The following is a 19895-nucleotide window of genomic DNA, read 5'->3' on the forward strand; positions in this document are numbered from 1 at the left end:
AATCGGCTTTATCGGCGAATCACTCGGCTACGATAACGCAATTTACACGCCAAAAAATAACCTTTGATTCAAAATAACAACAAATTTTCTGGACTTTTCATCCACGGTTTTTAGACAAACCATCATGGTATTCTGACGACTACCCTCCCATCACGAAATACGCCGATGGAATACACACTCGATTTCGAATACACACACGTTCTCCGGTCCGAAATTATCGGAATGGACAGTGATGTCGAAGCGCTGGAAAAAAGCATTCGCCACCTCGCCTTGAGCAAAACAGAGCTCAATCGTGAGCAATTCCGGGCGGGCATATTGGAAATCGCTTATGCCCGCGCACCCGCGCTGCTCATCAAGCGTTCCAACGGCTACTTTTGTGTCGGCAATCCGCTGAACTTGGACTTGGCAAAAACACTCTTCCAAGGCGACGAAAAGGTTCCTGCGCTAGTTTTCAGCAAAAAACGCATGGAAAAGCGAGAGAAACTGCTCGTTTTTACGGCCGATTTGCTCATTCCTCACGTTCTTTACCGATCAAGGCATGGGCTTCCCAAAGCGCTTTTTGATCTCTGCCAGGAGTTGGACAGGGAGGACGCCAGCCCACTGCGTGAAATCTCAGCAAAAACCTTCAGAAAAGCCACCGGTTTCGCGATCAAATGAGTCGAAAACCACTCATATTTGACGCACCCGAAAAGAGTGCCGCACATCAAACCCTGATCGACTCGGCTCATTCCGCAGGACTGGATACCGAGGCAATCCGCGACTTGCTGTGGTTGATCAACGCCCACCCTGCGCTGATCGCTCACGATTATGTGTTCCGGCACATTGGGCAAATCCTGAATAGTGACCTTTGCTCCGATGAAAACCTCACCTGGGCCGATGACTGGAAAGACAGCATTCCGGCCTGGCAAGCTTTCTGCGACTGGATCGATTTCAATGCGCATGCTCTCGCAAAAAGGCATTCCGCGCTTGCTGAACTGACCAAAACAGGCACTGATCACAGAAAAAACCCGCTGATTCGCCAAGGATCAACCCGGCACGGCATCGTAACCGCCTTGCGTACAGTTCACGAGAACGCAATCGATGGAACCCAGACCGAGGATCAAAAACAATATCTCCATTTGCAAGGGCACTGCATGCTGGCATTCATCGAGGCGCGCTTTCAGGAAAGCACTCGAGACCAGTATGAAGCGTATGACGGCGCAGAAGAATTCCCGAAAAATGCGCCCACACCTTCCGATCCAGTTGGGCTAGCGATCCGCACCCTGTCCTACAAAAAATGGAAGGATTTGCTTGAAAGGCTTCCGAACGAGGCGAATACGGAAGTTTTTTCAATAAAAATCGCCCAGCAATTCGACAAAAACAAGATAAAGACACTGGATGCTGAAGCGCGACAGATTTGCGCCAGGCTGCGGCTGTGCTTCGAGCGCCTGAATGAAATATGTTCTACCGGCCATTCGTCATTCGCAGCTCGTAAAGGGCACGATCAGAGTACTGGCAGCGGCGAAATTCAGCATGGATTTATCGACCGTAATTGGGCCGCAGGGGAGATTCTCATTCAACCGGGCCTGTCGCCCTGTGAAGATCCGGATATCGTCGTTCAGACGCTGCCCACGGCCAGCTTTATCGCACTGAACAAAGATGAATCCATCAGGGATTTAGAGGCGAGCGGCATTCACTCCCGTGAGCATCATGAAGAAATCTTCCAGTTGTACGATCCGAAAGCCGAGGCCAGTACGCTGCAAAGGCTACGTTTCCAGCAGTGTGCGCTGGATATGGCCGCGCAACATTTCCCTTGGGACTATTCGCAACTCACGGCCGGCGAGCTTCCTCGTCTTTACCGAGCAATCGAACACCGCATTGAATATTTTCAGTGCGGAAACGGCCCAAAACAGAGAGTCGAGCAGCAGGCAGTGTTCGCCGCGATGTTGCTGACATCATTGTTTCTCGGCCAACCGCTCACGCAAATCAGAACGATCAAGCGAATTGACGTTTCTTCCCTGGGCGAACTGCCTTCTCTAGCGAGAGACAGCAAGGGGGCCGATACCTGCGCGATTTTTCAGCTTTCTGCAGACGTGGATACAGAGGATCGACTAATCGCCTTCCTAGTACCAGCCAAAACACCCGTGCTGAAAGTGGATGCTGCCCAGGAGGAAAAACCCAACCAGCCGCGCCAAGCCTACCTCCTATTACCCGCCCCAGAAATTCTGACGACACCCCTCGAAACACTCTGCCGTCTGCGCAACAGAGGCAACACCGAACGCATCTTTGGTCTGGAAGAGAAAACCGTATCGACTTTGAAATCCGAGTTTTTCGGGGCTTTCTCAGAGAAATATCCCAACCACCGAATCACCACGGAGAAAATCCGGCGCCAACTCGGTGAAATTCTTGTTCATCAAACCAATGAACTCACCGTGAAGTGGCTGATCACCTCGGATGATAAAGGGAGTACCGAACCGCGAATGCACTACACCCGTCACGATCATGACAGCCTGGTGGCGCATTACATGCGGGCAGCCCAGAGTTTGGCTAAAAAGGCCCACCAACTCTGGAAATTCTGTGACCTTTTCCCTCTAGCGCCGGAAATACGAAAACTCATTGCTGAATGCACCGTCGGATGCCAGTTCCGTGTCGAAACCTCGACGCTGCAAGACTTGATCGCTGCCTTGCAAGAAGAGTTGGTGATCAGGCAATCCGAGCTGCGGTCACTTGATGACATCCATCGCTATCACAACGCTTATACGCTGTATGTCTGGCTATTCCAGTCCCTGACAACGACGATGCGGGCGATTTGCTCACCGGATCGCATGCTCAACGTGAAGAAAGACTGGCGCGTGCAGCACAGCCATCTGCCAGCCGGCCTGTCGGACAAAGACAGCGACTATGAAGAGCGCGCTCGCTACGTTGTGATCCCTAAATCGCTCAGCATTCAGCTGCGCCACTACCAAAAGCACCTGGCCAAATACTTGGCCCATTGCCTCCGCCAAAGTGAGGCGCCCGAGGGTTTTGTCATCTGGGAAAAGCACAAAAAAAGCTACCGCGTCCGGCCATTAAGCCCCAAATGGCTGGGCGAAGCCCTAAAGGCCTGGGGGTGCAATATCCCAGTGAACTTTCATCGGGCTTATCTGCGCAGTGAGCTGATCGCCTGCGGCTGCCCCGGGGAAATCATTGACGCCTTCATGGGCCATGCCAACCGGGGCGAGTTACCGTTTCTGCGTTACTCGACCTTTGACTATGAGAAGTACCGCCAGCAGATACTCGGCTATCTGGAATCGATACAAACATCGCTGGGACTCAAGGCCATTGCCAGCCACCTGCTGCCTCATATGTCACGATCAACGGTAGCGGACATTCATGTCTGATCAACTATGGCAATCAGTGGGCAGCCATTGCCTCCCGGTACTGGCAAGCCGGATTGAAGATTTGCGTAGGTGGCTCGACAGGATTTCGTCAAAAAATCCGCATGCGGCGGTTCTCTCAGACAAGACGGACGTTGAAACCTCACTAGCCGACGCAAGAAGCGCCGAAGCCCTGGAGATCGAAGTGATTCGCCAGGTCGGATTAAAACAATTGAGCAAGCGTGAGGCCGCTGACTGGTTACGCTTACTGTATCTCGCGGAAGAGAGCTGGAACGCTACCAACGCAATCCCGATTGCGCACACACGATTGGCCAGACTTCCCGCGGCACAGCCTAGCCCGTTCAAGAAGGACAACATCAGTCATCTGCCTCGGGTTGAGGCGTGGCGCCAAGCGTTACAGATAGCATTACGTACTGACGCAATCACCTCATCGGCGCAGTTGCTCAAAGCAGCCACCCTCTTGTCGGCACTACTCTTTGGCGCACTGATCGACAGCAAAAAACTCTGCATCCTCGGGAAGTTCGCAGGTCAGCCGACATCGCAAGCAGGCGGTTATCGCTACCTTGAGTTCAACCTGCCTTATGCCGGCATGGGAAACCACCATACCCAACGCTGGTATCCCGACCCCATGACCAGCCTATTACTCTGGCACCCGGCCGCACGATCGGCGGAGAAAATAGCACGGTTGCCCATGGCTGACATCAAATCTGTCCTGCTTGCCGGCAGACTGAACAAATCCGCCTTGCCTCAGGGAACGAAAGATCTGCTCGATGCGGCGACGGCATGGTGGCAACTCAAGATGGCGCCGATCGACATTCACGGGCTTCAACGAAGTTTTCTTGTTCATTCCATCCATCGCCGAACCTGGCGACGTCTTCACGCACCAGGAAATAATCAGACTGATATTTCCGCCGCACCTGCCGCTGAGCCACCCGATGAAGGCTCAGCGGAGAAAGACGACCTGTTCGTGATCTATCCCTGGCTGCAGGCGCTCGACGCACTTTTCCAGTCCAAGAGCAAAACTGCAGCCCTCGGAAAATTACCAGCCTCCGCTACCGAAGGGACGACAAGTCACCTGCTTCAAGCTTGGCTCCACTTCGTAATTTCTGGGAACAGCTCGACCAAGCAGGCCCGTAGCCTGAAGACCTTGGCGAAAGAATGCATTCCAGCTTGCACCCAGTTACTGGCTTCGCTCGGTGACACCTCCCCGCTTCAGGCAACGTCCCCAGACGCCACGACGCTGGCTGTGCTGATGGACGCGTATCAGGAGATTCTCGGGGAAATTCCCCAGAGCAGTCAGCGCAAATCGCTCGCAATCGGACTGCGGGAGTTTCATCACTTTCTCGTCAAAAAACATGGGGTCGAGCCACTACCTTCGTTGGAGACTGCACTCGGGGAAGATGCTGGACTCCTGCCGGTAGACGCCAATCTCATTACTTTCGATGATTACGAAGCCGCACAGACTTGGCTCGAAACACCGCGCGTCAATAGCAAGCCCCCAGGCATCATCGAGATCGCCCAACTGGTACTCATGTTCGCTTTCCGGCTGGGCATGAGACGTCAGGAAATCTGGGGGCTGCAACTCGATGATGTTGATATCGAGGGCGAAGGTGAAATCTCGATCATCGTTCGCCCGAATACCGTCCGGCGCCTGAAAACCCCCAGCTCGAAACGTGTCATCCCTGCTGACGCTTTTTTGTCGGCAGCGGAATTAGTGAAGCTCAGGGCCTGGGTGGCAGCGCGCACGGAGCCGTTCCAAAACAAGATGAAGTACAAGGCCCGCAGCGAGGCGCCTTTGTTTCCGGCGCAGATCAACGATCACCCGATCTCGGCTGAGAACATCGCAAAATTGATTTTTGAGGCGCTACGCACTGTCACTGGCGACCGGCATCTGTACTTGCATCACTTGCGGCACGCCTTCGGCACCTGGAGCTATCTGCGGCTACGTGCACCAGACTACCCCAGGGTTTGCGATTTTTTTAGCGACACTCCGCTGACGTTGGCAGCGATTCGGCAGGGGAGTGAACTACGCCGGCGGCTGATCGGTACCGATGTCAGTCCCTCCCGTAAGTACGCCTATGCGGTCGCCCGGCTTCTGGGACATTCGAGTCCAGCGGTCTCGATGGCGCACTACCTTCACGGCGACGATCTCATCTGGGCGAGCATCGTCCAGGAAGAGGCCTTATCGCTGAAGCTTGCGACATTTCTGGCCGTTTCTAGCATCCCGCGATCGACGGCGTTTTCTTGGCCGAAAAATAGCAGCAGCAGAAAGCATGCATTTCTGCAGGAACTTGTGGAACAAGCCTATAACGAGGCATGCCCTACCCAAGTGGCACCAGCAAAACAAGGGCGCCCAAGGAAAGAGGCAAATTCACCCAACGTGCAGTCTGTCTCATTCGAGCAGCTATTAATCGCCTATCAGCAAGTTGCCCAGAGGGAATTGCCGCTTGAACGCATCGCCGAGCAAGTAAAGCTCGACATCGGCGTACTGCAACGGATTGAGGCCGGGCTGGAGGCCATTCCCGGCAGGAAGAAAGACGGTGCGCCAAGCGTTTACCGGTTACGCCCACGAAAACTCGTCATGCCGCCAGAGGCCTTGTTCAACGCCTTGCTCAGACTGCACGTGAAAGATGCCGACTTATTCGACCGTGGCACCCGCATATTCCTAGAGAACTACAACCCGCAGCATTGCGATGTGGTTTTTCGGGGAGAGAAGGCAGCGCAGGATCTGCGTACCTATCTGACCTTCCTGAAGACGATTGGCCTCACGGGGAAGTCCGTCCGGTTCATTCACCGGGTTACGCCTCCATTGGCTGCAGAGACGAACTGGGCGGCCAAGCTCGTGACAAAGTTCAACCCAGCCGCTTCAATCAAGACGGTCGCCTCGCCGAATAAAGCCAAAGCCCAGAGCTACGCCAAATGGCTGGGCGCGCAATTGATCGACGAGGCAAGCAAAGCAATCGGGCTGGATTACTGGATGGTGATTTGGCTAGCCAGAAGCGTACTCTTCGTCAGATGATCGGCCAAAGTTGCGATCTGGTGAAAGAGCCGCCGATGCCCCCCTTTTTTCCGAACCACCCATCGAAAAAAGAGGGAGATATTACCAACTATTGCCAATAGATGCCATACGGCAGGTACCGCACAACCAAGGCACAGGCACACAATTTCCCACCTAGGCCAATTGTACGTAGCAAGAGAGCCAATAAGAAAAAGCGTGAGAAGCTACTCAAAAGCTAGCTCAGACTTGAGGATCAGGCCGGCAGCGGGCACATTCTGTCAGGTATCAAGCCCTTTGCCCACCGAAAACTGGGCAACCAAACGTTCGAGTTTGTACACTGCGGAAGCGGTTTCTACCAAACTCTGATCCGAACCAAGAAGTGCCTCTTTCATGGCATCCGTCATGGCGGTAACCGAACCGATGTGCTCCTTGTGGGTGTTGGCGGTACTTGCGATGTTATTGATTGTCGCCAACACGTCATGAACAATCCCTTCCATGTCGTTACCGCTGGATACACTCTCAACAGCAATATTTATGCCCGTTTCGAGGTCAGCCATTCCTTTCTGCATAGCAAAAACCGTTCTCTCTGACTGTCCTTGAACAAGCGCAATCATTTCACCGATCTTGATCGTCGCCTGTCGTGTCCGGTCAGCTAACTTGCGCACCTCGTCAGCAACTACCGCAAAACCACGCCCTGCCCCCCCTGCCCTAGCGGCCTCGATAGTCGCATTCAAAGCCAGCAGATTAGTCTGATCAGCGATTTCCTTGATGACCAACACGATGCTATCGATCTCCAAAGTGCTCTGCTGCAACTCGCTGATCGTTGTTGTCGAGTCCGTAATCTTCTGTTTGATGTCGGCAGAAAGAGATTGCAACTCGCAAAACCTGTTTTGCGTGTTCGCGAGACTGCGCTCGATCTCGTTACGCATTGCGCGAGCCTGCTCCGAAGCGGTATTCGCCACCATGATCTGTTCATTGATCGAGTCCAGAACCAAAGCCATAACTGACAGCATTGCCTGTGAGCGCTCTTTGGTGACAAGGCTGGTCGACATCAGCACCTGGTTGGCGTCGCTGACCTCGGAATTGATCTTGATCACCCGAGACAGTAAACGCTCGAAGCTGTCCACCAGACTGTTAATCCACAGGGAGGTGCTGGCAATTTCATCGCGATGCGCACCGGGACGCCGCAAACGAAGCGACAAATTGCCTCCCCCTTCGGCAATACTTTGCAACATGAAATTTGTTTGATTGACGCGTGTGGACAACTGCCTCAGATGAGTCACATGAAAAATCAGCAACCCGATCAAAGAAAAAAAAAGCAAGGGTAGAAACAACTGCAAGCCGACCAATTGCAGCCACTCAGAAAATCCAACCAGGGCTCCGGCAACAAAGATAAAAATCGACGAAATCAGCGCAACCGCGCGATAGCTCGACGGCCGGCTTCGATACACCTCCTCGAGATCCGCCTCGCACATCAGGCCCCAGGTATCCGGCGAGCCTGGCATCTTAAACAATGTCCCCTTGCCGATCACCGGGATGTGCCGATAGTCGGAATAACCAGGGTAAGTCACGAACAGGTTCTCACCCTTGCGAATCGTTTCCCGCACTCCCGGGTGCAACGTACCGGACTGCGGATTATTGAAAACCAGTTCCAGTTCCGTATGCCGCTCCACGCGCACCTCCCCGTAGCGGGTTTTGATACCGTCCTTGAGATTGCCCCCCAAAGAAAAAGTACGATCCTCAAAACGCGAACGTGATAGCGCCGTTCCCGACACAACTGAAGGATCGGCAACGGCCTTGGCCATGAACAAATAATTGTCGCCAGACTCATGGAAAACATGACCTTCTTCGCGCTGGATCAGGTCACCAAGCACATCGTTGGGCACACGTGCACATAAAAAGACCTGGCCCACCCCATCCAGATACAAAGGCAAGAAAAACAGTAAGGTCACCGCGTCATGAAAACGCGACGAACTTGGCCCAATCCGTTCAGTCACTGGGTCGACAAAGGGACCCACCAACACTCCCTGCCCAACCTCATGGCGTAGCAACTCCGTTGACACCGACACCCGTTCACCGATCTGCGCTTGATAACTCGAAGCAAGCACCACCGCCTGCGCATCCATCACGAACAGTTCGCTCCAATCCTCCGAAATGCGCATGCGCATCGCCAACCAGTTGTTGGAAGGAAGCATGCTTCCCATAAGAGAACGCGACAGCCCCTTGAGATGATCCCATTGCTGTTCGCCCCAATCTTGCAAAATGCGCACGCGTGTCTGCGCAACTCCCTCGAAAACCGTTTCGTAAAAACGATACTGGCTGTGATTCAGGAAAGTTGACCAGCGCATCGCCAATTTCCCGGTTTTACCAAACCAGGGCAACCAGCGTTTCTCTGCGGAAGACAAACCCATTGAAAGACTTTTCAGCAGCATGATTCCGTTTTTCAAGAGAGTGAAAAGGCCCGAAGCCAGATTGGAATAGGCGGCACTGATAATCCCTTATCGCTAGACTCACGCCAATGTGCACAACTTCACACGACTAATTGCAGCCCCCTTCCCGATTTGCAGCGCTTAGATCCCTACGAAACGCATCGGCGCCAGCGCGCGAGGAGCAAATGGTGCACTAATACACAATTCACATACTCCGGGCACTAGCAACGGCACTCGCAGCAGCTCTCGACATCTGACACCCGGCAGGGGCATTTCACTCCAACAATGCATCTAGCTTCTAGCGTTTTCGACAACCAGAATTCGGAAATCCAAACAGGATTGACGAATTCGACATGGCAAGACTACGAAGCAAGAAAAGTACGCCGGCTAGCGGCACGCAAACAGCCAGCCTTTCCTCTCCTTCAAGGTTTATCCTGAGCGCCTGCCTGCCTCTATTTTGCTTTTGCCATTTGGCTTTCGCTGAAAATCGTCCCCCTACCGCCACTCAAATCCCCAGTGAAACTTACGCAAAGCAACGGCTTGACGCTTGGCAAGACTTGGCAAACAGAGCAAAGCATCTGGCGGAAGATGCCAAGATTCATCTAGTCAACGCCTTCTTCAACGAGCGCATTAGCTATGACGAAGATATCAACATTTGGGCGCAAGAAGATTACTGGGCAACCCCTTCAGAAACACTCGCCTTGGGGCGCGGAGACTGTGAAGACTACGCCTTGTCCAAGTACTTCACGCTCGTACACCTTGGGGTCGCGTCGGCAAAACTGCGACTGGTCTACGTCAAGGCGAATCAAACCAGCCCTACGGGTACGAGCTATCGTTCCCACATGGTTCTCGCCTACTACCCGAGCAATCGCAAGGCCCCCTGGATACTCGACAATCTCACCAGCGATATCCTCCCGTCCGATGCTCGGCAGGACCTGCAGCCGATTTTCAGTTTCAACATTCAAAAGCTATGGGTGGGCATTGGCAAACAGACATCCTCCGCCAACTATGCCCGCTGGCAAGACATCATCAGACGGGCAGCCTACGACTCAGCCATTGCCCAGAGTGTGGCCAGAAATACCTCGCCGCAACACGAGAAACCTCTGGTAGCCAACGCTGCCGGACAATATTACAAATAGTTGCGGAGAGCAGCGACTTGCACGCCAAGCTAGCAGGGCGAATTCGCAAGGCGAGGGCCTCGCGGGGAGGCGGCGCAAGGCGCTCGTCATGCCGAGCAGTAATCTTCACCAGCAAACGGCAACGCCGCTATGCAAACGACGTTTCTCCGTTAGCGTTCGAAAACCAGCATTTCAACCGGCGACAGAGTGTCTAGGAAAGCCGGGGCGATTCACTGGACCCGGAAATTTCCAGTTAAGACAGTACGAATACCGGTGCAGCCTCAATCGCGGACAAGATTGGGGCAGGTCAAAAGTTGCAGGATGATATGGAAAACGGATTCTCAGCCGCCCTCCAATCCGATGGCGGCCATGCATACGTTCAAGCCGGAATCTGCGCCGGATCCAAGCCCCACTTATCATAAGACTCGTAATCGACAATGGCCGGGCCATCTCTCATCCGGGCCAAGTTCAGCGAATAAGGCAAGAGGCGGCTGTTACTGCGCGCGTCGAACACCACCTGCAACTCCGGCTTGAGCAAATTATCGCGGCTCACCGCCACCACCACGGCCAAATGGTCGTTCTCCAGGCGAACCAGCGAACCCACCGGATAAATGCCCACCGTGCGCGTAAACGCCTTGAGCAAATCCTCCCGGAAATGCTGATTCACCTCGCCGAACATGATGCGCAGCGCCTCAGTCGGCTCCTTGCGCCGCTGATAGCAACGACCGGAGGTCATTGCATCATAAGCATCGGCAATCGCCACCAGTTGCGCATGCAGCGGTAGATCGGCACCGGTAAGACCAAACGGGTAGCCGCTGCCATCCACACGCTCGTGATGCAGTGCAGCGCTCTCCAGCGTAATCTGGGAGATTCCCGGCATGGTTGAAAGAATGCGGTGGCTATCCACCACATGCTCGCGCATCCGACTCATTTCCCCATCGCTCAAGCGGCCCGGCTTGTGCAAAATGCCGTCTGGCGTATACGCCTTACCAATGTCGTGCAACAAAGCGCCCAGCGCCATCTGGCGCAAAATAGCCCACTCCAGACCGAGTGTCTTGCCCAGCGCCAGCGACAAGGCCGCCACACTCACCGAATGCTGGAAGCTGTACTGGCTATGCACCTTCAACCGCAACAGCGGGATCAACACATCATCGTGCCGCATCACCGAGAACATCATTTTCTCGATCACCGGATTGAGGCGCTGGATATCCAATTGCCGGCCGACCCGCACATCCTCCAGCAAATCGCGCACAACCGTGCACGCCTCGTTGCGCAAAAAAAGTACCCGCCGCCGCTCCTCGTCGAGCGAAACCGGCTTGATTGCCCAGGCAGCTTCCGGCGACGCCACGGCACTCGCACGCTCGTGCCGGACCGCCATGGCATCGGCAGCGTCGACATCCCGCCCCTGTGAAAGATCAATGACCACCTCACGAATACCGTCCGCGCGCATCTTCTCGATCGTTTCGTCATCGTCGATCAAAAAACGCTCGCGCCAGAACGAATGTTCAAACCACTGACACTTCAAGTCATGAACAAACATCCCCGGCCGCAACTGCGCAATCGGAACAAGCTTCAACGCTGTAGACATTGATCCACCTCTTAGCTGAAAAACAGCGCAATCAAGACAGCACGTCACCGGTAGCAAACCGGGCTGCTCCTCACTGCCGTTCTGCCATTCGTCGGAGGATGTTGCACGAGCTGCCCCTCCATGCACCAGATGCAAACAGACATGTGCCGTGTATATTTCAAGGCTCAAAAGCGTGGACAATTGCCATGCCTTTTTGCGTCGGCCGAGGGATTTTCATGAAGTCGTCAGGCCAACGGATATAGAACGCTTCCGGGCCGACAAAAGAAAAATGGCCCCTGTCGGCAGCAATTGCCGACAGGGGCGCAAAAAGGCAATACAACAAGCAGGAGGCTAAAGCATCAGATCACCCCCCCGTTTGCGTGATGGTCTGGTCGACCAGCATAGCAGCCAATAGAAGGCAGCTTTGGGATACGCAGCGCCACCGCGCAGATTAGGGCGTCTCTATCAATCGATCACGGAAGCCGTTCAGGGAAATGACCCGCACGTTAGCCACCAGGCAAGCATCGCCACATTTCAATCCTAGTCGTTTGTTCATCGTTCGCGTCGGCATCAAATGCAGCTTACCTAAAGTAGGCATGTACGAAGCGACCAAGCCGACCTTCCCAGCTCCGCAAACATTCCCCGACTTGAAATAAACCAGAAAGACTTGGGTAAGCAACCATGAACGGGAGCAACCACCAACTCCATTCCACGAACGGTGAAACGCCCAGCCCCTTAAGAAACACGAACCACATAGCGACGCCGTACCAAACACCGAAGTTCATCTCGACACCCCATGTTCAACAAATGGAGGTAGCCAGAAGTCGCCAGCCACCTGAATCTCGGTGTTAAATTTAAAGAACACACAAGGAATTCATAAGATGCCATAGGACACAATTGACTAGTGCCTTAAGAAAGTCCGACATCGACACTCATACTGAATCGCCCCGGGAATCGCGGAGGCCATTTGGTTTGAGTCAGGCGGTAACGGCCTGCTCGGTTTGACAGCGGTAGAAGTTTGCCTCGGCTTCGGCCGGAGGAATATATCCGATGGGCTCAAGCAATCGATGATGATTAAACCAAGAGACCCATTCGAGCGTTGCCAGCTCGACGGCCTCCTTGGACTTCCAGGGGCCGCGTCGGTGAATGATTTCCGCCTTGTAGAGGCCGTTGATTGTCTCAGCGAGGGCGTTGTCGTAGCTATCACCCTTGCTGCCGACGGAGGGCTCGATGCCGGCTTTCCCGAGACGTTCCGAATAGCGAATCGAAACATACTGGGCACCCCGGTCGCTATGGTAGATCAGCGTGTTGCGATCCGGCTGGCGGGCGTACAGGGCCTGCTCCAGGGCCGACGTCCCCCCATTTTCAGTAGCAGAGAGCTTTAGAGTCCGGGGGTAATTTACCTGATTTCTGGGTAAGTGATTTTGCATAGGCTGCGGGCGTCAAACCGCCCAAGGATTTTTTCGGTCGCTCCTCGTTGTACTCGCGGCGCCAGCCTTCGATGATGACCTGGGCGTGGCGTAGGCTGGTGAACCAGTGTTCATTCAGGCATTCATCCCGGAAACGCCCATTGAACGATTCGATATAGGCGTTCTGATTCGGTTTGCCCGGCTCGATGAGAAAGAGCTGGACGCCACGGGCATGCGCCCAGGTCAGCATGGCCCGACTGCAGAACTCCTTGCCGTTATCTGTTCGGATCGCCTTGGGCAAGCCTCGCGTCTTGGCCAACTGATCGAGCGCTCGGGTGAGTTGCATGCCACCGATCGCACGCTCCGGAACAATCGCAACCGCCTCGTGCGTCGCATCATCCACAACGGTCAGGCTTTTGATGACACGCCCTTCCGCCGTCCGGTCGAACACGAAATCCATTGACCAGACCTGATTAGCGGCCGAAGGGCGCTCTAGCGGGTGACGATCCGACACTGGGATCTTCTTCCGCTTTCGCCTTCTCACTTGCAGACCGGCCTCGGCGTAGAGCCGATCCACCCGCTTGTGATTCACCACCATGCCGGCCTGCCGCAGCTTCAAGTAGATCATCCCGGCCCCGTAGCGCCGATGGCGTTGGGCGAGCGTGACGATCTTCTCCTTCAAAGCCGCATTGCGATCCGTTGCCGGCCGGTAACGGAATGAACTCGGACTCATGCCAACGAAGCCAAGCGACCTCCGCTCGCTGAGCCCTTTGTCGATTAGGTAGCGCACCAGATCACGCCGTGACGGTGCGCTCACCACTTTTTTCGCAGGGCTTCCTTAGCGATCTCGTTTTCCAGCATCGTTTCGGCCAGCAGCTTCTTGAAGCGCGTGTTTTCCGTTTCGAGCTCCTTGAGCCGCTTGGCGTCCGACACACTCATGCCGCCGAACTTGCTGCGCCAGAGGTAGTAACTCGCTTCCGAGAAAGCGTGCTTGCGGCACAGTTCCGCAACCGGCATCCCTGCCTCTGCCTCCCGCAGGAAACCAATGATCTGTTCTTCGGTGAATCGCTTCTTCATGTCCAATCTCCTTATCGTGAAAGATTGGACTCTAAAGTCAGGCGCTACTCAATTCCGGGGGGACGTCGCTCAGTTCGCCAGTGTTTGAGTGGGGGCAAAGGCAAACAACCGGTGACAAAAGGAAGTGAACCACCCTAGAAACCACTGAGATATCCAGATGATTGCGCGCGGCTGTCTGCAATAGCTTGCTGTATGGTGCCCAAAAGCTGTTGTCGGGTAACAGGCTTCATAATAATTTCATTCATTCCTGCCGCTAAGGCTGCCTCCCTAACGCTGCTCTGAATGTCCGCAGTAAGCCCGATAATCGGGATCGATTGCCAACTTGGTCTCATAACCCAGGAGCGTCTCAGTTCGCGCATTCGAATAGCCTCTGTTGCAGCAATGCCATCCATGACCGGCATCTGGATATCCATGATGATCGCGTCGAATCCGCCACCTTCGAAGAGCTCCAAAGCGGTTTTTCCATTGTCCGCCTGTTTGACGATAAATCCACAGCGTTCCAAGGTGGTCGCGGCTACCTGCAGATTAACGGGGTCGTCATCGACAAGAAGTACCTGTAACTTGGGGGCAGTAGACAATGCCTGATCGACAAGGGCGTGATCAATTTCTACAGAAGCAAGTACAGATTCCCGTTTTTGGTCCCGGCTAGCTTCTCCTGTGTGCCTGATAGCTACCTGGATAGATGTCTCGAGTTCGCGATCGATAACGGGTTTGCAGAGCCGAGCAACAATACCGTGTTCATCAAAAATTGTAGATTCCGAACTAAACCGCAGTATGTTGCTGATTACAATGCAGCGCGAGGGGGCTTTAATAATCGTCTTCCAGCGTTCCAAGACCGGCGATAACTCGCCAAGGGGCGGTATGTCGGTGTCCAGCAAGAGAAGATCGAAAGGCTCCAGCCTGACTGACGCAGCCTTCAGTTCAAATTCGGTATCTTTCTCGTTCCGGGAAATTGTAACGGTATGCCCCTTGGCCAACAGATACTCTTCGAGAACACGTGCTGTCGCGGAATAAGGCGTAGAAATAAGAACTCGATAGGACGGCGTGGAGACGGCTACTGCCGGAAAATTGGATGCACAGGTCTCATGTAGAGTTTCAAGATTTAGAGAGATAAAAAACCAGCTGCCTTTTCCTATTTCACTTTGTACTTTGATACCCCCCCCCATCGCGTCAATCAGCGTTCTGGTGATAGCAAGTCCGAGACCGGAGCCTCCATATTGGCGGGTGGTCGAGCTATCGGCTTGCTCAAAAGGATCGAAGATTCGCGCTAGTTGCTCCGGCTTGATGCCAATACCCGTGTCGCGAACAATAACGCTTAAGGCGATGGATTGATCCGCTATCGACCTGAGTTCGACCCGCAATTCGACCTCACCCCGAGGAGTGAACTTGATCGCATTGCCAATGAGATTCAGCAGAACTTGGCGAATTCGTCCAGGGTCCCCAACCAAGTCATCAGGCAATCCCGGGTCGATGAAACACGTGAGGTCAATATTCTTTCGGCAGGCATCAACCGAGAATAGCCGGAGTACGTCGCAAATGATCATGCGGAGATTAAAAGGTACTAACTCAAGAACCAACTTGCCATCGCTTGCCTTCGAGAAATCAAGAATATCGTTTAGCACACTCAGTAGCGCAATGGACGAAGAGCGAATAGTGTGGAGGTATTGTTGCTGCTCTTGATTGAGATTGGTATCCAAGGCGAGTTCAACCATACCTATGATGCCATTCATTGGCGTCCGGATTTCGTGGCTCATATTGGCCAGGAAGCGGGTTCGAGGATCTAGCGAGGAGAGCGTCTGGGCTGTTCTTTTCTCCTTGGCGACGGGGACGATTACCCCGATGATAATCCAGGGCTTGCCTTCATCATTGCGCTGGGCGACCAGCCCTCGACAGATAGCATCAATCGGATGGGGGCGATTGGCGCCAAGCTGGCAATCAAATGAAAACCTGTTAGTTCCCGACCTCACAGATTCGCGGTAGGCAGCGAGAAAATGATCTCGCCCACATTTTCCGAATAAATCATTCCACGACTTAACATCCTTCGACTGCAGGTTGTCACTGGACGAGACAATCGAAAACTTGTTGGTTTCAGTATTGGAGTGCCAAAGGACAACAGGAATGTCATCAGCAAGCAGCCCCAAGAACGTAGACGCCTCAGCAAAGAAGACGCTGTCTTTTGTCAGTCTTATAGATGGCATTACAATCTGTCTCTATCAAGCAAATAGTCGAAACGTGGACGTACAGGCAGACCTAGCAGCTGTCATGCGGTGACGAAGCACGGATGCGCAATGCATTACTCAATGCGGAACGCAGGCGACTTGGAGTCAGGGGAGGATGCAAAACGTGGAGTCCAGGTATCAGGGGATCCGAAACGACATCAGGAGCCGCTATCTGTCGCCTTTCAGCCATAACGAATATTTCCAACGAAGGCTTAGATCCGGAATTCTTGGCTAGCTTGAAGGAGGGGATGTACTTGAACGAAGAATTCTCACTTAAGAAAAGAACATCGTAGCTGCCTCCCTCCTGAGCGACTCTAGCAAGTGAGGGGCTCCACTCATGAACGAGGTCGGGCTGGCACTTCCACGAAGCTAGAAGTTGCAGTAGCGCGCGGCTCCGCTGCTCATCGCTATCGACAACAAGAATACGGGCTCCGGCAAGCGGATCAGCCTCGTCTTTGGAATCGGCAGGGAGGGATGGCGTATCAGCCAAAGGAAGCGTGATTGAGAAGCGGCAACCCACGCCAGGAGTGCTTGAGACATCCAGAGCTGCATGAAGCAGTTCTGCATTTCTGGTAGCAATATAAATTCCCAGACCCAAGCCGCGATGTGTGCTCGCAGCACGGGATTGAAGTCGAATGAAGGGCATGCCAAGCAACTCGACGACCCCAGTTGCCAAGCCGCTCCCGTCGTCTACTATCTCAATACAGACCCCTTCTCTGGTTGCCTGTGCGGCCAAACATACGGCAGTTTTCGCATGGGCCGCCGCGTTTTCGGCAAGACAGGAAAGCAGTTCTAGTAGCCGATTTTGATCGGCCATCACCCAGCAGTTTTCGAAGCCATGGATATTCAAAAGCACCCTGGAAAAGTTGGCCTCGTGTTGACCTTTGATCTGCCTGGCGATGGCGCCTAAATCTACTGCGCGAATATTGAGGGCCGCCAGTTGCGAGGGGAGATTAAAGTAATGTCGCAGTTTGCTGAGCAAGCGCTCCTGAGTCTGAATGGCATTGCCCATCGCCTCCCAGCTTAGAGCGGCCGAAAGATCACCGGCTAACGTGGGTTGAATAGCATCCCTGACATGCTCGCAGGCGAGGCCGTATGCGTTCAGCGACTGCATGAGGTCATGCAACAGCCATTTAGGCAACGAGTGCGGGATACAGTCAGGATTGGCTTGCGTGTGGAGGCGGTGTGTCGAAGTAGAGGATGTCATACGAGTTCATATTACCGCCTCTTCAGGCGCGGAAAAGATGTATGACGGCATGCCTCACAGGTGATCGTGGCGCCTGCGGGAGAGGCTATCACACGAGACACTGGGCATGTGCATATCGACATATGGCGCAATTGGCTCGTATGCCTCACTCTGAAAGGGTAAAAACAGTCGAAACTACTCGAAATACTCGAAAGGCATCGGGGGGCTTCATGAGCAATGGTTCAATCACTGGATACGAAGTGACATACGTAGATGAATTTTGGCAGGAGAGTAGCCGTCTCGTACTGATCGTCGAGGATCATCATATTGTCCGGGGTGGCCTGCGCAAAGTCATTAGTGATGTGCTAGCCGGTGTCCGTGTCGAGTTCCTGGAAGCGTCCACGCTCGCCGAGGCACGCCAGATCATTAGTGAGCGCAAAGGTGACCTTGACTTGGTCTTGTTAGACATTACTCTGCCGGATGCCGGCGGGGCCGATGAAGTCGACTGCCTCAAGACGGACTGGATGGCGCTGCCGGTTGTTGTGGTGTCAGCCTGCGAGGACTGGAGTTTGGCGGCGGAATTTCTGAAAGCAGGTGCCCTGGGCTTCATCCCGAAGAGTAGCGACGTCAGTGTGATGATCAACGCGTTGCGACTGATTCTTGCTGGCGATCGATATTTTCCTGCGCATGTTTTCTATCAGCTAACTGATGATCATGCCGGCGGAGGCGATGAGGGGGGCAGCGCACAGCCCAAGAGTTCAGCAGAGGCAGCCGACCTTTCGCCTCGTCAGAAGGAGGTTCTTAGGCTGATACTAAAAGGCAAATCAAACAAGGAAATTGCCCGTGAACTGAATGTTTCCATTGGAACAGCCAAGAACTATGTAGCTGCTGTACTCCGTGCTTACAACGCGAGCAGTCGCGCCAAGGCAATATCGGCCGCGTTAACCGGCGACGCCGCTGGCATCACCCCCAGTACAAGCGGATAGATTCGAAAGCCAATATTTCAACCGGCTACAGAGTGTCTAGCAAAGCGGGGCGATTCAGTTCTGTTCCAAATTTCATGAAATATAAACAGGCATAGGCGAAAAATTTTTCTATTAACCAAATCAACAACAAGCTCACGAATAGCTTCCATAGGGACAGGTTTGCGATAGACAGCCTCAACCGATGGATAATTGACCATGCCAAAAGCATTCGAGTGGGGCACAACGACAACTGGGATATTTGCCATAAAATTCTCGTGATACAAAGTATGTATCAGCTGATAGCCATTTATATATGGCATATCCAAGTCGACAATTATCAAGTCGGGCCGCTTTTCGAATATCCGCGACGTCCCCCCGTTTTCAGTAGCAGAGGGCTTTAGAGTCCGAGGGTAATTTACCCGATTTCTGGGTGAGTGATTTGGCATAAGCCGCAGGCGTCAAACCGCCCAGGGATTTTTTCGGTCGCTCCTCGTTGTACTCGCGGCGCCAGCCTTCGATGATGACCTGGGCGTGGCGTAGGCTGGTGAACCAGTGTTCATTCAGGCATTCATCCCGGAAACGCCCATTGAACGATTCGATATAGGCGTTCTGATTCGGTTTGCCCGGCTCGATGAGAAAGAGCTGGACGCCACGGGCATGCGCCCAGGTCAGCATGGCCCGACTGCAGAACTCCTTGCCGTTATCTGTTCGGATCGCCTTGGGCAAGCCTCGCGTCTTGGCCAACTGATCGAGCGCTCGGGTGAGTTGCATGCCACCCATCGCGCGTTCCGGAACAATCGCGACCGCCTCGTGCGTCGCATCATCCACAACGGTCAGGCTTTTGATGACTCGTCCTTCCGCCGTCCGGTCGAACACGAAATCCATTGACCAGACCTGATTAGCGGCCGAAGGGCGCTCTAGCGGGTGACGATCCGACACTGGGATCTTCTTCCGCTTTCGCCTTCTCACTTGCAGACCGGCCTCGGCGTAGAGCCGATCCACCCGCTTGTGATTCACCACCATGCCGGCCTGCCGCAGCTTCAAGTAGATCATCCCGGCCCCGTAGCGCCGATGGCGTTGGGCGAGCGTGACGATCTTCTCCTTCAAAGCCGCATTGCGATCCGTTGCCGGCCGGTAACGGAATGAACTCGGACTCATGCCAACGAAGCCAAGCGACCTCCGCTCGCTGAGCCCTTTGTCGATTAGGTAGCGCACCAGATCACGCCGTGACGGTGCGCTCACCACTTTTTTCGCAGGGCTTCCTTGGCGATCTCGTTTTCCAGCATCGTTTCGGCCAGCAGCTTCTTCAAGCGCGTGTTTTCCGTTTCGAGCTCCTTGAGCCGCTTGGCGTCCGACACACTCATGCCGCCGAACTTGCTGCGCCAGAGGTAGTAACTCGCTTCCGAGAAAGCGTGCTTGCGGCACAGTTCCGCAACCGGCATCCCTGCCTCTGCCTCCCGCAGGAAACCAATGATCTGTTCTTCGGTGAATCGCTTCTTCATGTCCAATCTCCTTATCGTGAAAGATTGGACTCTAAAGTCAGGCGCTACTCAATTCCGGGGGGACGTCGC

At 54.0% G+C, this 19895-nt stretch carries 12 protein-coding genes and 2 pseudogenes; 5 read left to right on the top strand and 9 right to left on the bottom strand.

Annotation, left to right across the window (positions count from 1 at the left end; all coding sequences use genetic code 11):
- Positions 1-165: 165 nt before the first annotated feature.
- The 3 genes from DFR40_RS01335 to DFR40_RS01345 are packed head-to-tail and all read left to right on the top strand — an operon-like array spanning position 166 to position 6375.
- Complete coding sequence (locus DFR40_RS01335) at positions 166-657, top strand: hypothetical protein (protein ID WP_121456694.1); 492 nt, start codon at positions 166-168, stop codon at positions 655-657.
- Positions 654-3359, top strand: coding sequence for a hypothetical protein (locus DFR40_RS01340; protein ID WP_121456695.1), 2706 nt, complete (start codon positions 654-656; stop codon positions 3357-3359). The genes DFR40_RS01335 and DFR40_RS01340 overlap by 4 nt, the downstream gene beginning before the upstream one ends.
- Entirely contained in the window at positions 3352-6375 is a 3024-nt protein-coding gene (locus DFR40_RS01345) for a tyrosine-type recombinase/integrase (RefSeq protein ID WP_121456696.1), read from the top strand. Before DFR40_RS01340 ends, DFR40_RS01345 begins: the two co-directional genes overlap by 8 nt.
- Before the next feature lie 257 nt (positions 6376-6632).
- Here DFR40_RS01345 and DFR40_RS01350 read toward each other — a convergent pair whose 3' ends face one another.
- Positions 6633-8786, bottom strand: a complete 2154-nt coding sequence (locus tag DFR40_RS01350; RefSeq protein ID WP_121456697.1) for a methyl-accepting chemotaxis protein — start codon at positions 8784-8786, stop codon at positions 6633-6635.
- Positions 8787-9136: 350 nt separating this feature from the next.
- Between DFR40_RS01350 and DFR40_RS01355 the strand changes: the two genes are divergently transcribed.
- Positions 9137-9922: a transglutaminase-like cysteine peptidase gene (locus DFR40_RS01355; protein ID WP_121456698.1), complete on the top strand. Its 786-nt coding sequence runs from the start codon at positions 9137-9139 to the stop codon at positions 9920-9922.
- Positions 9923-10280: 358 nt separating this feature from the next.
- Here the strand turns inward: DFR40_RS01355 and DFR40_RS01360 are convergent, their stop codons facing one another.
- The 5 genes and pseudogenes from DFR40_RS01360 to DFR40_RS01380 form a co-directional block, all read right to left on the bottom strand.
- Positions 10281-11489, bottom strand: a complete 1209-nt coding sequence (locus tag DFR40_RS01360; protein WP_121456699.1) for an HD-GYP domain-containing protein — start codon at positions 11487-11489, stop codon at positions 10281-10283.
- Positions 11490-12445: 956 nt separating this feature from the next.
- A pseudogene (locus DFR40_RS01365) lies at positions 12446-12817 on the bottom strand (integrase core domain-containing protein); the annotation flags it as partial.
- 16 nt (positions 12818-12833) lie between these two features.
- A protein-coding gene (locus tag DFR40_RS01370) for an IS3 family transposase (RefSeq protein WP_121456700.1) occupies positions 12834-13954 on the bottom strand; the annotation gives its coding sequence in 2 pieces (ribosomal slippage) (positions 12834-13702 and positions 13702-13954; 1122 coding nt in all).
- A 134-nt stretch (positions 13955-14088) separates the two neighbouring features.
- On the bottom strand, positions 14089-16095 hold the full coding sequence (locus DFR40_RS01375) for an ATP-binding protein (protein ID WP_170160124.1): 2007 nt from the start codon (positions 16093-16095) through the stop codon (positions 14089-14091).
- A gap of 109 nt (positions 16096-16204) precedes the next feature.
- On the bottom strand, positions 16205-17287 hold the full coding sequence (locus DFR40_RS01380) for a sensor histidine kinase (protein WP_170160125.1): 1083 nt from the start codon (positions 17285-17287) through the stop codon (positions 16205-16207).
- 302 nt (positions 17288-17589) lie between these two features.
- Between DFR40_RS01380 and DFR40_RS01385 the strand changes: the two genes are divergently transcribed.
- Positions 17590-18345 carry a response regulator transcription factor gene (locus DFR40_RS01385; RefSeq protein WP_170160126.1) on the top strand — a complete coding sequence of 252 codons (756 nt, stop codon included), beginning with the start codon at positions 17590-17592 and terminating at the stop codon, positions 18343-18345.
- 17 nt (positions 18346-18362) lie between these two features.
- Here DFR40_RS01385 and DFR40_RS17090 read toward each other — a convergent pair whose 3' ends face one another.
- The 3 genes and pseudogenes from DFR40_RS17090 to DFR40_RS17520 form a co-directional block, all read right to left on the bottom strand.
- Entirely contained in the window at positions 18363-18590 is a 228-nt protein-coding gene (locus DFR40_RS17090) for a hypothetical protein (RefSeq protein WP_170160127.1), read from the bottom strand.
- A 115-nt stretch (positions 18591-18705) separates the two neighbouring features.
- Positions 18706-19749 carry an IS3 family transposase gene (locus tag DFR40_RS01395; protein WP_342767593.1) on the bottom strand — a complete coding sequence of 348 codons (1044 nt, stop codon included), beginning with the start codon at positions 19747-19749 and terminating at the stop codon, positions 18706-18708.
- A pseudogene (locus DFR40_RS17520) lies at positions 19677-19826 on the bottom strand (transposase); the annotation flags it as partial. The gene DFR40_RS01395 and the pseudogene DFR40_RS17520, both read right to left, overlap by 73 nt.
- Positions 19827-19895 lie beyond the last annotated feature (69 nt).

The sequence above is a fragment of the Azonexus fungiphilus genome (assembly GCF_003634965.1).
Classification (GTDB): Bacteria; Pseudomonadota; Gammaproteobacteria; order Burkholderiales; family Rhodocyclaceae; genus Azonexus; species Azonexus fungiphilus.